Raw genomic sequence first — 13991 nt, 5'->3', positions numbered from 1 at the left:
TGGCGACGTCCCGCACTGCGGTTACTGTCGACGGATGCGTGCTCACCTGACAACGGCCGTCAGCCGTGCGGTGCGCAGGACGCGACCGGTGCGCATGCGCCTGACCCTGATCGCCACCGCTCTCGTCACGATCGCGCTCGCGATCGCCGCGGTGGTGATGGTCTTCGCCCTCCACCATGTGCTGGTGCGCAGCGCCGACGCCACCACCGCGGCCCGGGCGCAACAGATCGCCGACAATGTGCGGGACCGAGGCCTGTCGACCATCGACCGGTCGCTCCTGACGACCGGCCAGAACATCGCGGTGATCCAGGTCGTGGACGCCGACGGGCGCGTCGTCGTCACGAACGACCCGCGGTATGTCGAGCCGCTGCTGCCGACGCTGCAACCGGGACAGCACCGCAGCGAACACGAGGCCGAGCAGGGCGACATGGGTGACGACCTCCGCGTCAGCGCATTGGGTGTGTCGACCTCCGATGGTGTCCTCACGGTCGAGGTCGGGGCACGCAAGGATCCGATCAACCGGACCGTCGGACTGGTCGCCGTGCTCTGCTGCATCGTCTTCCCGATCGTCGTGGTGGGAATGGCCTGGCTGACGTATGTGCTGGTGGGTCGAGCGCTGCGACCGGTTGATCGGATCCGTCATCGGGTCGACGAGATCTCCGGCGGCGACCTGACCGAACGCGTGCCGGTGCCGGCCACCGGAGACGAGATCGCCGCCCTGGCGGACACGATGAACGGGATGCTCGGGCGGATCGAGTCCGCCCGGCGCCGCCAGCTGCAGTTCGTCAACAACGCCTCACATGAACTGAACAGTCCGCTGACCACGCTCGTCGGGCTCCTCGACCTGTCGCGGGCCACCGATCAGCCGATCGACACGGCAACGGCGTCCGAGGTGATGCTGCCGGACGCACTGCGTCTGCAGCAGATGGTGGCCGACATGTTGTTGCTCGCCCGCGCCGACGAGAGCGGCGTGCCGCTGCGGCTCGACGACGTCGACCTCGACGACATCGTGAGCGCCGAGGTGGCCCGGCTCGAGGCCGTCACCGACCTCGAGATCGACACGCGGATCGTCGCCACCCGGATCACCGGTGATGCCGAGAAGCTCACGCGCGCCCTGCGCAACATCGCCGACAACGCGGCCCGCTATGCGCGCGGACGTCTGTCGATCACCATGGAGCGGATCGGCGACGCGCCGCCCCGGGGGGTCGGCACCGCTGTGGACGGCTCGGATGTGGACGGCTCTCCGATGGACGCCACGGATGTGGACACCGATCCGGCCGGAACGGTGACTGTCGTCGTCGCCGATGACGGACCCGGGATCCCCGACGAGGACAAGGATCGGATCACCGAGCGGTTCGTACGCCTGGACACCGCCCGGCAGCGCAGCGCGGGCGACTCGACCGGATCCGGCCTCGGGCTGGCCATCGTCGGCGAGATCATCCGGGCACACGGCGGTGAGCTGACGATCGGTGATTCGGAATCGGGGGGTGCGGCGATCGGGTTCACGCTCCCGGTGCACGGCTGGCCCGATCAGCCACCTCCGTCGGCGGCGAACTTGTAGCCGACCCCCCGGATGGTCTCGATGGTCTTGCAGCCGAACGGGGCGTCGATCCGGCGCCGCAGATAGCTGACGTAGACCTCGACGACGTTGTCGTCACCGCGATAGTGCGGGTCCCACACCGAGTCGAGGATCTCCGACTTGGACACCACCTCACCCTTGTGCTGCATGAGGTACTCGAGGAGGCTGAACTCCTTCGGGGTGAGTTTGAGCAGGGTGCCACCGCGGTGGGCGGTGTGTGCGGAGGGATCGAGGGTGAGATCACCCGCGGTGAGCACCGCCGGACGTTCGGGTGCACCGCGTCGCGCGAGGGCACGCAGACGCGCGATCAGCACGACGAACGAGAAGGGCTTGGTGAGGTAGTCGTCGGCGCCGAAGTCGAAGGCGTCGGCCTGGTCGTACTCCCCGTCCTTGGCCGTGAGCATCATGATGGGCGTCCACACGCGGGCACTGCGGAGCCTGCGCACCACCTCGTAGCCGTTGAGCCCGGGCATCATGATGTCGAGCACGATGACGTCGAAGCGTTCGATCGTGGCCTTCTCGAGGCCCCGCACTCCGTCGTGGACGACCTCGACCACCCAGCCCTCGGCCACCATCATCCGGCGCAGTGTCTCGGCCACGTGCCGATCGTCGTCGACCACGAGGATGCGCATGCAGACCACTATGGACGATCCACCCGGGATTCCCGCGCACGACCCGTTCAGGTGACCTCAGCGTCCTCACAGCGGCCCCGGAGCACGGTGTAGGACGTGCGAAGTCATCCCCTGCGAATTGCCGCCGGAATCACCGGAATCCTCGTCGTCTGTATCGGTGCGATCACCTTCATGCTCGACGGCTCACCCACCGGGATCGACGACGCGGTGATGAGCTGGTTCGTCGCGCACCGCGGCGGTACCGCCACCACGATCATCACCCAGGTCACCCTCGCGTTCGGTCCGGTCAGCGTGACCGCGTGGACCGCGATCGCGGCACTGGGGTTCTTCATCCGGGACCGGGCTCTGACCCGTGCCGTCGCGCTGATCGCCACGGTCGCCGTCGCGGGGGCACTCGGTGAGGTGGCCAAGCTGATCGTGTCCCGTCACCGGCCCCCGGCGCTCGATCAGCTCGGAGTGCTCGAGATGACCTACTCGTATCCGTCCGGACACGTCACCGGGACCACCGCCCTGGTCTGTGCGCTGGTGGTGCTCGTCACCGATCGGGCCCGGCGGTCGACGCGGATGGTCGCGTGGTTCCTGGCGACCGTGGTCGTCGTGGTCGCCGCGGGTACGCGTCTGTATCTCGGTGTGCACTGGGTGAGCGATGTGGTGGCCGGAGCGGCACTGGGGGTGGCGGTCGGCGTGACCGTCACGGAACTGAGCGTCGCGGTGCTGGCCAGGTTCGGTCCGCATGCGCCGTCGGCGGCGCGGAAGTTGTTGCCGGGTGCCGCACCCGGACCGGACGCCGCCCGCCATCGCGCGGTGTTGCGCTGAGCGGGGAGGCAGTAGATGAGCCCGTGTGGAGACGACCGTACCGCCGCCGTCGGCACCCCGGTGTGGACGGTGTTGCGGGCCAACAAGGTCCCCGAGATCACCATCTTCTTCTGGATCATCAAGATCCTCGCCACCACGGTCGGTGAGACCGCGGCCGACTATCTGAACATGACCCTGGGTGCGGGGCTGCGCACCACCACCATCGTGACCCTCGTGCTGGCCGTGATCGCGCTGATCGTCCAGTTCTCGGTGCGGCGCTACATCCCTGTCGTGTACTGGTGGACCGTCCTGGTCATCAGTGTGACCGGCACGCTCGTCACCGACACCCTCACCGATTCGTGGGGTGTTCCGCTCATCACCTCGACGACGGTGTTCGCCGTGGCGCTGATGCTCGTGTTCGCCGCGTGGTATCGGGTGGAGCGCACGTTGTCGATCCACTCGATCCGCACCGTGCGGCGTGAGGCCTTCTACTGGCTCGCGATCCTGGTGACCTTCGCGCTGGGCACCGCTGCGGGTGACCTGATCGCCGAACGGCTCGACCTGGGCTACCGGCTGTCGGCGGCGGTCTTCGCACTGGTGATCGTCGCGATCGCGGTGGCACACCGTTCATTCGGGCTGCCGGCGGTCGTCGCGTTCTGGGCCGCATACGTCGTGACCAGACCGCTGGGGGCCTCGCTCGGTGACCTTCTGACCCAGTCGCCCACGGCCGGGGGGGCTGGGGTTCGGTACGACGGTGACCAATGTGGTGTTCCTGGCCGTGATGGTGGTACTCGTTGCCTACCTCTCGGTCACCGGGGTCGACCGTACCGGGGGACGAACCGGAACGGAGGTGGGCGTCGGTGCGTGAGGACATGTTCGCCGGCCCGATCCACTCGGGGGCTGTCCTGGTGAGGCCCGGTCGGCTCCGGGTGGCGGTCATGGTCGCAGTGGGTGTGGCGGTGCTGTGCCTCGCCCTCTCGGCACTCGCCGCCCTGGACCGGGACGCCTCCGCCGACACCGTGCAGTGGAGGCATACCTCCGGTGTCCACGTCGATGACTGGATGCACGACTACGCGGGCTGGGCCTCGGCTCGCCATCATCACGATCGGCCCTGAGATCGCGAGCGGGGCCGAAGCCGCCAACGCGCGGGGGCGCCCTCGATCCCGCGGACGACGGGCTGTCCCCTTAGGATGACGGCGACTACCCGAATCACCGTGTACGGAGCGTGGCCATGACCCTCATCGACGACGAAGCCCCGACGCTGCCCAACGGGCTCTCGGCGGCCGACGCCAGGGCCGAGGCGGCTCGGGCCTACGAGCTCGACCGTGCCCACGTCTTCCACTCGTGGTCGGCACAGGCCGAGATCTCGCCGATGACGATCACCGCCTCGGCGGGATCGTATGTGTGGGACGGTGACGGAAAGCGGTTGCTGGACTTCTCCTCGCAGATGGTGAACACCAACATCGGCCATCAGCACCCGAAGGTGGTCGAGGCGATCGCGGCGCAGGCGGCCAAACTGTGCACCGTCGCCCCGCATCACGCCAACGACGCGCGGTCGGAGGCGGCGAGGCTGATCACCACCCACACCCCCGCCGGCCTGGACAAGGTGTTCTTCACCAACGGCGGCGCCGACGCCGTCGAACACGCGGTGCGGATGGCCAAACTGCACACCGGCCGGCCGAAGGTGCTGTCGCGCTACCGCTCGTACCACGGTGGCACCGACACCGCCGTGGCCCTCACCGGCGACCCGCGGCGCTGGGCGACCGACTCCGGTACCCGCGGCGTCGTCCACTTCTTCGGGCCGTTCCTGTACCGTTCGCAGTTCCATGCCGAGACGCAGCAGCAGGAGTGCGAGCGCGCACTCGCGCACCTCGAGCAGGTCGTCGCCATGGAGGGTTCGGGCACGATCGCGGCGATCATCCTGGAGTCGGTGCCCGGTACCGCCGGGATCATGGTCCCGCCGCCCGGTTATCTCACCGGCGTGCGAGAGATCTGTGACCGCCACGGCATCGTGTTCATCGCCGACGAGGTGATGGCCGGATTCGGCCGCACCGGACGGTGGTTCGCGTTCGAACACGGCGACGTCACCCCGGATCTGATCACCTTCGCCAAGGGCGTCAACTCCGGATACGTCCCCCTCGGCGGTGTGGTGATCAACACCGCGATCGCCGAGACCTTCGCCCACCGCGCCTATCCCGGCGGACTGACCTACTCCGGTCATCCGCTCGCGACCGCGGCAGCAGTCGCCACCATCCGCGCGATGGAAGACGAGCAGATCGTCGAGAACGCGGCCACGATCGGTGCCGAGGTGATCGGCCCCGGCCTGCGCGAACTCGCCGATCGGCATCCCAGTGTCGGCGAGGTGCGTGGTGTCGGTGTGTTCTGGGCGGTCGAGCTGGTCGCCGATCGCGCGACCCGTGAACCACTGGCGCCCTACGGTTCGAGCAGCCCGGCGATGACCGAGACCATCGCAGCCTGCAAGTCGGCCGGGTTGTTGCCGTTCGCCAACTACAACCGTATCCACGTCGTCCCGCCGTGCACCGTCACCGCCGACGAGGCGCGGGCCGGGCTGGAGATCCTCGACCGGGCACTCGACGTCGCCGACCGGCACGTCACCGGGGAGCGGTGACCGTCACCCCGAGAACGAGCGGGACCGGGGCCACCCTCCCGTGGGGCCCTAGCGCAGATCCACCGTCGCAGAACATCGTCCGAAGATCCTCCGCCCATCGTGCGTGGCGGTGATGCTCAGCTCGGCCCTCCCGCTCTCGGGGTCGCGATGTCTGACCTTCGCGCCGAATCTCAGCGTCGCCCGCTCGGTCGCGCGGAGGTAGACCGGACTGGTGAAACGAGCGCGGTACTCTCGCACCGACGCCGGGTCGCCGACGAGTGTCCCGAGATAGGCGCCGCCGAGCGCCATCGTCAGCATCGCCTGGGCAACGACGGTCTCGAGCCCGGCGAGCCGGGCGAGGTGCTCGCTGAAGTGCACCGGGTTCGGGTCTGCCGAGACGCCCGAGTAGAGCACGAGATCGGTGCGCGAGATCTCGAAGGTGTGCTCGGGCAACAACATTCCGCGTTCCCACTTGTTGGCGCAGGTGGTCGCCGGGCCGGGTGGCCGGAAGTCGCCGGGTTCACGGAGGGCGTCCGGATCGGGGCCGATGCGGACGGTCTCGGGCATGTCCGGCACGACCGCCATCACCTGATGGGCCGCCCGCACGATGTCGGGGTCGACGCCACCGCCGCTGCGCCCGAGCAGTGAGGTCCACATCGATTGCACGACCTCGCCGTCGGCGCGGACGAACTGGTTCTCGATCACGATGACGTCGGCACGCTCGGACGGGCGATAGGACTTCACCCACGACACGCGCCAGAGTCGGTCACCGACGTAGACCGGTTGGTGGTAGATGTGCCGCTCCTTGACGTGTAGCAGCTGCGAAAGGTCGTATCCGCCCGGCAGATCGGCGAGGAGGTCGGCTTGTTCCATGGGTCCCGCGATGGCCGCCGCGTACGTCAGCGGCGCCTGCAGGGCGCGATGTCCGGCCGCGTGGGCGGCCGCCTCCCGGTGGTGGAGCGGATTCCAGTCGTGGACCACGCGGGCGAAGGTGCGGACCTCTTCTCGTCCCACGGTGTGATGGTCCTTCGACATCCGGCGGACGCACCGGGGATCGTCGGATGACGTCGACGGTTGCGAACGCATCGGCGGCCTCCTGGTCATCCGACTGCGATGACGATCCGGGCCCCTGTGGCCGGTTGCCGGGCCTCGGCTCAGGATAGGTGCAGGTCAGTGGTCTGGATGCCGGATTCGGGAACCCGAGGCATCGGAGTCGCGTCGCAGCCGTGCACGGACTGCATCGATCGCGAATCCCACCGCGTACTCGAACTCGGCGGGACCGTCGAACCGAGCGATGAACGGCGCGGCCTCGGCGACCGCAGGGAATCCCGAATCAGCCAGGGCTGCAGTTCTTCTCGCGACATCTGCGGCGAGGGTGGAGCCGAAGGTCGGGCCGGCCTCGACCTCACGCAACAGCGCACCGATCACCGCCGCCAGCAGGGCGCGCAGGATGTGGACGGACTCCTCGGCGGGACAACCCGCGTCGCGCAGGGTGGCGAGCACCAGCTGCACCGGCGCCAGACCCTCGACTGAGTCGAGTTGACGCGTGAGCACCAGCGCCGCCGCGTGTGGATGCGCGAGCGCCGCTGCACGGAAGGCGTACGCAACCGCGGTGAGGTCGGTGGTGAGGTCGCCGGTGACCTGCGGCAGCTCGACGGAGCCGAGGACATGTTCGGCGACGGCGTCGAGCAGTCCGTCGAGCCCGTGCACGTGGTTGTAGAGGCTCTTCGGGTCCACCCCGAGTGCACGCGCGATCGACCGCATGCCCACCGTCGATACGCCGTCGCGGTCGATCGCGGCGAGGGTCGCGGTGACGATCGCCGTACGGGTGAGCCCCGACTCGCCCTTGGGGGGTCGGCCACGGCGTGGTCCCGAGGTGGTGGTCACGCCGGACAATTCTGCCCGATGGTGTTGCCTCGGTCATCAGGTCGGCGCTAGTCTGTGACGCATATTACCCACGGTGTGGGTATTTAGGTCACGGCCCGCTCACGACGATCACAGGAGACCCATGCGATCACGATTCACCCTGCCGCCCGAAGACGTGCTGCGCGCGCGGGAGAAGCTGGTCCTCGATCACTTCCACGACGAGGTGGCCCAGGACTGGGACGCGACGCTGTCGACGTTCCCGCATCCGCACTACGAGCTGATCGCCCAGATGCTGGTGCACGACGGCGACTCGGACGTCCGCGGCTACTACCACGACACCCGCGTGGCCTTCCCCGATCAGGACCACGAACTGATCGCGTTCCGGCACAGCGTGGATGCGGTGATCGTCGAGTTCTGGCTGCTCGGCACCCAGAAGGGGTACCTCGGCAAGATCCCGCCCACCGGGTCGCGGCATCGGACGCGGATGACCGCGTACTTCATCTTCGACGAGAACGAGAACCTCGTCACCGAACGGATCTACTTCGACCAGCTGACCATCGTCAAGCAGCTCCTCGGTGGGATCGACAAGCGCGGACCGCGCGGACTCCTCGCGTTGGGCAGGGCGGTGCTGGGAGTGCTCAGAACTGCGGGCGGTCAACCCGATCCGCGTCTGATGACCACCACTCCCCCGGATCTCGACGGCAACTGACCGCGCCGGACCCGGTGAACGCGAGCGGGCCCCGACCTCGCAGGAGGTCGGGGCCCGAGTCGTCGGGTCAGGTGATCAGGACACCCCGACGTGGGCGTTGCTGTCCGACCACGCGGGATTGCCCTCGATCGCCCTGATGATCTGCGGACGCAGCTCCGAGGCGGCGATCACGGCGTCCACCGATCCGACCTCCACGGCGCGGCGGATGCTGTGCACCCCGTCGAACTCCGCGGCGATCTCGCTGATCTTCTCCGCGCGCACCGACTGCCTGGTCTCGGCGAGCTCGGCGGCGATCGCCGAGCGGTCGCCGCCGGACGAGGCGGCCAGGGTGGTCTCCAGTTCGCGTACCCGCTGATCCGCGGCCACCCGCTTGGCGACCTCACCGGCGAACACGACTGCGGCGGCGGGGGCGCCACCGAGCACCGACGCGAACGAGCCGTCGATCGCCAGCACGGTCATGTTCGGGTTGAGCGCCTTGGAGAACACCACGAACGCACCACCGTGGTAGCGCGAGATCACGCAGAACACGATCGGCCCACGGAAGTTGACGATCGCACGACCGATCTCGGCGCCGTACTCCAGCTGCAGCTTGCGCATCGACTCCGGCGAGCCGTCGAAGCCCGACAGGTTGGCCAGCACCACCAGCGGACGGTTGCCGCTGGCGACGTTGATCGCCCGGGCCGCCTTCTTCGACGACTGCGGGAACAGCGTGCCCGCGGTGTAGGCGTCCGGTCCGTCGGTCGGCTTGTAGCCGCGGCGGGCGACCTCGCGGGACTCGATGCCCAGCAGGCACACCGGCACCCCGCCGAGGTGGACGTCGCAGACGACGGCGGTCTCGGCGTCGGCCATGCCCGCCCAGCGCTCCAGGACGGCATGGTCCTGGTCGGCCACCGCACGCATCACGGTGCGGATGTCGAACGGCTTCTTGCGGTCGGGATTGTGCTCGACCGAGAAGATCTGTCCGACGGTGGCGAAGTCGCTGTCGGCCATCACGTGCGGGAAATCGGAGATGTCACGCTCGACCGGGTCGGTGGTGTGGGCACGGCGCGGGGTGCGCTCGCCCGGAACCACGTAGGTGTGGTCGTAGTGCGACATCAGCACGTCGCGGGCGGCCGCCAGGTTCGGCGCCCAGTACTGCGCCTGACCGTTCGGGCCCATCACACGGTCGTATCCGCCGATACCGAAGTTGTCCTCGGCCGACACGCCACCGGAGAAGTCCAGCGACTGCTTACCGGTCAGCACCATCGCCGAATCCGGGGTCATCACCAGGATGCCCTTGGTGTGCATGAGCATCGTCGCCTCGGCGTTCCAGTACGGCTGCGCGCCGACGTTGATGCCGGCCACGACGATGTTGATCTCACCACCGGCCTGGGTGAACTCCACGACACGCTTGAGGGCGCGGGCCACCCAGTCCATGTTCTCGGTACCCGAGTCCATCGAGATGCGGGCACCCGAGGACAGGGCGTACCACTCCAGCGGGACCTGCATCGACTCGGCCAGATCGAGTGCGGCGATGACGCGTGCACATTCCGGCTCCGACAGTGCGCCCAGCGACTTGGTCGGGTCGCCGAGCAGCACCACGCGGGTGATGCCCTGCGTGTACTTGTCGGTGACCGTGGTGACCACGCCGGCCACGATCGCCGCGCTGTTGCGGCCCTTCGGACGGTCGACCGGCACCAGCCGCTGCTCGGCGTCGAGATCGTACTCGGCGAACTCGCCGAGCAACCCGGCCAGCTCGTAGGGGTAGACGGTGTTGCGCTTGGCGGCCCGCAGCACCTTCTGCCGGTAGGCGTCGACCGGTTCGATCGGCTCGTCGGTCGGCTCCTCGACGACGGCATCGAAGCTGCCGGTCGGGTTGGCGGCGAAGCGGATCGAGACCTTGCTCAGCTCGCTGGTCTCGGCATCGCGACGACGCGCGATCACCTGGACCTCCTCGAGACCGACACCGGCCGCGGTACCGCGGATGTGTGCGGCCACCACGTCGAGGTTCTCCACCGACAGGTCCATCGGCGGCCAGATGTAGAGCACGATCCGGTTGGTGTCAGCGTTGCGGTCGGAGAGCGGCTGGGCGCGGCGGATCGAGTCGACGCACGAGGCCAGGATGGTCTCGGCGGTCGGCAGGGTGAGCACCCGGCCGTCCTCGTCGCGCATGGCGCTGAGGTCACGTACCTGGGCGAATGCGATCAGACGGTCGTCGGACGGGTTGTCCTTGGCCACGCAGCGGAACAGGTACACCTCCTCGTCGTCCGACGACGGCAGACGGGTGAGGTCGAACTTGCGCAACCGCTCCATCTGCATCCGTTGCGCGATGTACGGGTGCAGTCCGCGGATCAGCCGCTCCTCGGCCATACCGGTGGCCGTGGGACGGAAGGTGAAGTGGTGATGCATGAACGCACCGTCGGCGCCGGCGACGGTGATCGTCACCCGGTGCACCGAGTACGGCAGCACCGCGGCCGCGATGACCTCGCCGAGGGCTGCGGCCATCGCGTCGAAATCGTCGGGCTGGTCCTCCCAGCTCAGGTAGATGTCGGCGTCGATGGAGGCGGTGTCGCGGGCGAGCTGGCCGAGTTCACCGAGTGCTGACCCCAGCTCGTCGAACCGGACCGCCGACGAGACGAGGTGGTTCCCGTCACGCTCGGCGATCACGAAGGTGGCGCCGGCCGGCTTCTCGATGCGGACCGCGGTGAGGCCCTTGTTGCCGTAGTAGCGGCGGGTGAGCACCTCGAGCATCACCGTCGGATCGGCGTTCTCACGCTGCATCCGCTGCACCAGCACCCGCACCAGCGGCTCGGTGCTGCTGACCATCTCCGAGATCCGCTCGTCGCGATCCGGGGCGGCCGGGTTGGCGTCGAGGTAGCGCAGGTGCTCACGCACGTCGCGGTAGACGCGGGCGCGGTTGCGCCGCAGCAGCGGCTGGCCGTACCAGGCGTAGATGACGCCGCGCGTCAGGTCGGCGATCACCGGGAAGCGCACCTGGGTGGCCGCCACCAGGCGGTCGAGTGCGTTGCCGACACCGTCCTGCAACTCGTCGCGGGGAGTGGGCTCCCGCAGCCACTCGCGCAGCAGTGTGCTGATCACGGTGACCGACTGTGCCGGGTTCTGCAGCGCCAGGAAGATGCGGAAGACCGCCGCCTCCAGTTCCGGGCTGCGCTCGAGGTCGTGCACACCGTAGTGCGCCAGCGCCCGGCCCAGCTGGGCGTGGAACGTGGCCGGCAGGCCGTCACGCTCCACGTCGAGGCTCTGCAGGTAGGTGTGGAATCCCTCACGCGACGAGTGCACGTGCTCGTCGCCGAGGTTCTCCTCCGACGGGCGGTTCTTGCTCAGGTCGGCCAGATCGGCGAACACCGTGATGAGTTCGAGCTCGTCGGCCAGCGGACGACGTCCGTCCTCGATCACCGTCGCACGGGCGGTCAGGTAGTCGTTGAGCAGCCGGGTGCGGTCGTGCGGATCGACGTCGTAGCCGAGCAGCAGGCTGCGCAGGTCTTCCAGACCACGGCTGGTGCGGTCCTCGGCGGAGACGTCCACCGGGGCGTCGGGCAGCTCGATCTCGACGGCCTCGGAGACCTCGGGGGTCTCGTCCTCGGCGTCGTCGACGATCGGTTCCAGACGCAGCAGCGGCGCGCCGGTCTCGACCTGGGTGCCCACCGAGACCACGCACTCCTTGAGCCGCGCGCGGAACGGCGCACGGACCAGGGTCTCCATCTTCATCGACTCCAGGACCAGGACCGGGGCGCCGGCCTCGACCTCGTCGCCGACCGACAGCGGGGTGGCCACGACCAGCGCAGGCGCCGGGGCGCGCACCACACCGCCCTCGTCCCGGCTGACACGGTGGGTCACACCGTCGACGTCGACCAGGTGGATCGGCCCGTGGGTGCCGGTCACCAGGCGGTAGCGGACGCCGTTGAGGACCATCTGGGAGGTGTGGGTGTCGAATCGCTCGATGTCGACGTCGGCGGTGCGGGTGAGCTCGCCGGCCTCGATGCCGACACGGAAGCGGTGCGCACCGATGCGGGCCACGCGCACGCGGTACCCCACCCCACGCAGCTTCAGGTCGAGCGGACGTCCGCTGTCGTGCTGGACCTGCGGGCGGCCACCGGCGGCGGTGGACAGCAGGCGGTGACGCTCGACGCCCTCTTCTTCCTCGTAGGTCTCGATCGCGGCGGCGGCCAGGGCCACCGCGGAGTGCCGGTTGGCGACCAGGCGGCCCTCTTCGCGGACGCGGTCGATCCAGCCGGTGTCGGCGCTGCCGTCGATCACCTCGGGCTGGTTGAGCAGTTCGAGCACGAAGCTCTTGTTGGTCGAGCCGCCCTCGATGATGACGCGGGTCTCGGCCATCGCGCGGCGCAGCCGGCCCAGCGCCTCGTCACGGTTGCGGCCGTAGGCGATGACCTTGGCGATCATCGAGTCGAAGTCGGCGGGGATGGTGTCGCCCTCGCTGACTCCGGTGTCGACGCGGATACCGGGTCCTGCGGGTAGCTCGAGCCGCTCGATCCGGCCCGGGGCGGGCGCGAAGTCGCGGTCGGGGTCCTCGGCGTTGAGCCGGGCCTCGATGGCATGCCCACGCTCGAGGGGTGCCTCACCGGTCAGCTTCTCGCCCCCGGCGACGCGCAGCTGGGCGCGGACCAGGTCGAAGCCGGTGGTGATCTCGGTGATCGGGTGCTCCACCTGCAGGCGGGTGTTGACCTCGAGGAAGGCGAACAGGCGCTCACCGGGGTGGTACAGGAACTCGACGGTGGCCGCGCCGCAGTAGCCGACGGCGACCGCGAGACGCTCGGCCGAGGTCTTGAGCTCGGCGACCTGCTCGGGGGCGAGCACCGGCGAGGCCGACTCCTCGATGATCTTCTGGTTGCGGCGCTGTACCGAGCAGTCGCGGACGCCGAGGGCCCAGGCGGTGCCCTGCCCGTCGGCGATCACCTGTACCTCGACGTGGCGGGCACCGGTGACCAGACGCTCCAGGAACACCACGCCGCTGCCGAAGGCGCGGGCGGCCTCGTCGCGGGTGCGGTCGAAGGCGTCGCGCAGGTCGTCGTCGCTGGTGATCACGCGGATACCGCGGCCACCGCCACCGGCGGTCGCCTTGAGCATCAGCGGGTAGCCGACCTGCGCAGCGGAGGTGAGCGCGTCGTCGATGGTGTCGACGGGTCCGCGGCTCCACGGGGCAACCGGGACGCCGACCTCCTCGGCGATCAGCTTGGCGCCGATCTTGTCGCCGAGCTTGCGCATCGCCTCGGCCGACGGTCCGACGAAGGTGACACCGATGCGGTCGCACAACTCGGCGAATGCGGGATCCTCGGCGACGAAGCCCCAACCGACCCACGCCGCGTCGGCGCCGGTCTCGAGCAGGGCGTGCTCGAGGATCTCCAGGTTCAGGTAGGGCCGCGCGGCGGCCGGCCCCAAGTCGTAGGCTACGTCGGCCTCACGGACGAACGTCGCATTGCGGTCCACATCGGTGTGCAGCGCGATGACCTCGATGGGCTGTCCGGTCTCCGCGGACAACGCCCGAACGGCGTGGATGAGTCGCATGGCGGCCTCACCGCGGTTCACGATGGCAATACGTGCAAACACCACCGATATCCCTCCTTCGTCTCCCGCCCGGGTTCGGCCGCGCGACGGTCGCGCTGCGATCCGACGGGGGCGTCGGACCGCATTTCGGCAGGTCCCGGTCGGCGGACCGGGACAACAGTGGGCGGGCCCGATCGATTCTTGCGAATTGTTTCGCTACGCGCGAGTACGGATCCGACGCGCCGTGTGTGGTACACAGCACAGAATCCGGCATTCCGGCCCCTACCGGCGAGTAGACCG

General features: G+C 69.0%; 10 protein-coding genes. 6 read left to right on the top strand and 4 right to left on the bottom strand.

What is annotated here, in order from left to right:
- The first annotated feature begins 34 nt into the window (after window positions 1-34).
- The gene (locus tag GD1_RS02700) at window positions 35-1561 is read left to right on the top strand and encodes a HAMP domain-containing sensor histidine kinase (RefSeq protein ID WP_053776799.1); all 1527 of its coding nucleotides are present in this window, start codon (window positions 35-37) and stop codon (window positions 1559-1561) included.
- Here GD1_RS02700 and GD1_RS02695 read toward each other — a convergent pair.
- Window positions 1531-2211 carry a response regulator transcription factor gene (locus GD1_RS02695; protein ID WP_053776798.1) on the bottom strand — a complete coding sequence of 227 codons (681 nt, stop codon included), beginning with the start codon at window positions 2209-2211 and terminating at the stop codon, window positions 1531-1533. The two genes, GD1_RS02700 and GD1_RS02695, sit on opposite strands and share 31 nt — an antisense overlap.
- A 96-nt stretch (window positions 2212-2307) precedes the next feature.
- Here GD1_RS02695 and GD1_RS02690 point away from each other — a divergent pair, with 96 nt between their 5' ends.
- The 4 genes from GD1_RS02690 to GD1_RS02675 all read left to right on the top strand — a co-directional run bounded on the left by GD1_RS02690 (window position 2308) and on the right by GD1_RS02675 (window position 5635).
- Window positions 2308-3027: a phosphatase PAP2 family protein gene (locus GD1_RS02690; protein WP_053776797.1), complete on the top strand. Its 720-nt coding sequence runs from the start codon at window positions 2308-2310 to the stop codon at window positions 3025-3027.
- 15 nt (window positions 3028-3042) lie between these two features.
- A complete protein-coding gene (locus GD1_RS02685) occupies window positions 3043-3918 on the top strand; it encodes a COG4705 family protein (RefSeq protein WP_307190331.1) in 876 nt (291 codons plus the stop codon).
- Between the two features lie 26 nt (window positions 3919-3944).
- On the top strand, window positions 3945-4121 hold the full coding sequence (locus tag GD1_RS02680) for a hypothetical protein (RefSeq protein ID WP_307190330.1): 177 nt from the start codon (window positions 3945-3947) through the stop codon (window positions 4119-4121).
- Between the two features lie 116 nt (window positions 4122-4237).
- Window positions 4238-5635: an aspartate aminotransferase family protein gene (locus tag GD1_RS02675; protein ID WP_053776796.1), complete on the top strand. Its 1398-nt coding sequence runs from the start codon at window positions 4238-4240 to the stop codon at window positions 5633-5635.
- A gap of 48 nt (window positions 5636-5683) precedes the next feature.
- Here GD1_RS02675 and GD1_RS02670 read toward each other — a convergent pair whose 3' ends face one another.
- Together GD1_RS02670 and GD1_RS02665 are read right to left on the bottom strand one after the other, a co-directional pair.
- Entirely contained in the window at window positions 5684-6700 is a 1017-nt protein-coding gene (locus GD1_RS02670) for an FAS1-like dehydratase domain-containing protein (protein WP_160319583.1), read from the bottom strand.
- 84 nt (window positions 6701-6784) lie between these two features.
- The gene (locus GD1_RS02665) at window positions 6785-7501 is read right to left on the bottom strand and encodes a TetR/AcrR family transcriptional regulator (protein WP_020790431.1); all 717 of its coding nucleotides are present in this window, start codon (window positions 7499-7501) and stop codon (window positions 6785-6787) included.
- A gap of 121 nt (window positions 7502-7622) precedes the next feature.
- On the opposite strand from GD1_RS02665, the gene GD1_RS02660 reads away from it, so the two are divergent.
- The gene (locus GD1_RS02660; protein WP_020790427.1) at window positions 7623-8189 is read left to right on the top strand and encodes an ester cyclase; all 567 of its coding nucleotides are present in this window, start codon (window positions 7623-7625) and stop codon (window positions 8187-8189) included.
- 75 nt (window positions 8190-8264) lie between these two features.
- On the opposite strand, the gene GD1_RS02655 is transcribed toward GD1_RS02660, so the two are convergent.
- Window positions 8265-13754: an ATP-binding protein gene (locus GD1_RS02655; protein WP_083533809.1), complete on the bottom strand. Its 5490-nt coding sequence runs from the start codon at window positions 13752-13754 to the stop codon at window positions 8265-8267.
- Window positions 13755-13991 lie beyond the last annotated feature (237 nt).

This window comes from Gordonia desulfuricans NBRC 100010 (assembly GCF_001485495.1).
In the GTDB taxonomy this organism is placed as follows: domain Bacteria; phylum Actinomycetota; class Actinomycetes; order Mycobacteriales; family Mycobacteriaceae; genus Gordonia; species Gordonia desulfuricans.
The sequence above is the reverse complement of the archived record's forward strand: the minus strand, read 5'-3'. Positions and strand labels throughout refer to the sequence as shown.

Bases quoted from the DNA above. Each gene is read 5' to 3' on its own strand.
- GD1_RS02700 (WP_053776799.1), top strand. From the start codon at position 35: ATGCGTGCTCACCTGACAACGGCCGTCAGCCGTGCGGTGCGCAGGACG.
- GD1_RS02695 (WP_053776798.1), bottom strand. From the start codon at position 2,211: ATGCGCATCCTCGTGGTCGACGACGATCGGCACGTGGCCGAGACACTG.
- GD1_RS02685 (WP_307190331.1), top strand. From the start codon at position 3,043: ATGAGCCCGTGTGGAGACGACCGTACCGCCGCCGTCGGCACCCCGGTG.
- GD1_RS02680 (WP_307190330.1), top strand. From the start codon at position 3,945: ATGGTCGCAGTGGGTGTGGCGGTGCTGTGCCTCGCCCTCTCGGCACTC.
- GD1_RS02675 (WP_053776796.1), top strand. From the start codon at position 4,238: ATGACCCTCATCGACGACGAAGCCCCGACGCTGCCCAACGGGCTCTCG.
- GD1_RS02670 (WP_160319583.1), bottom strand. From the start codon at position 6,700: ATGCGTTCGCAACCGTCGACGTCATCCGACGATCCCCGGTGCGTCCGC.
- GD1_RS02660 (WP_020790427.1), top strand. From the start codon at position 7,623: ATGCGATCACGATTCACCCTGCCGCCCGAAGACGTGCTGCGCGCGCGG.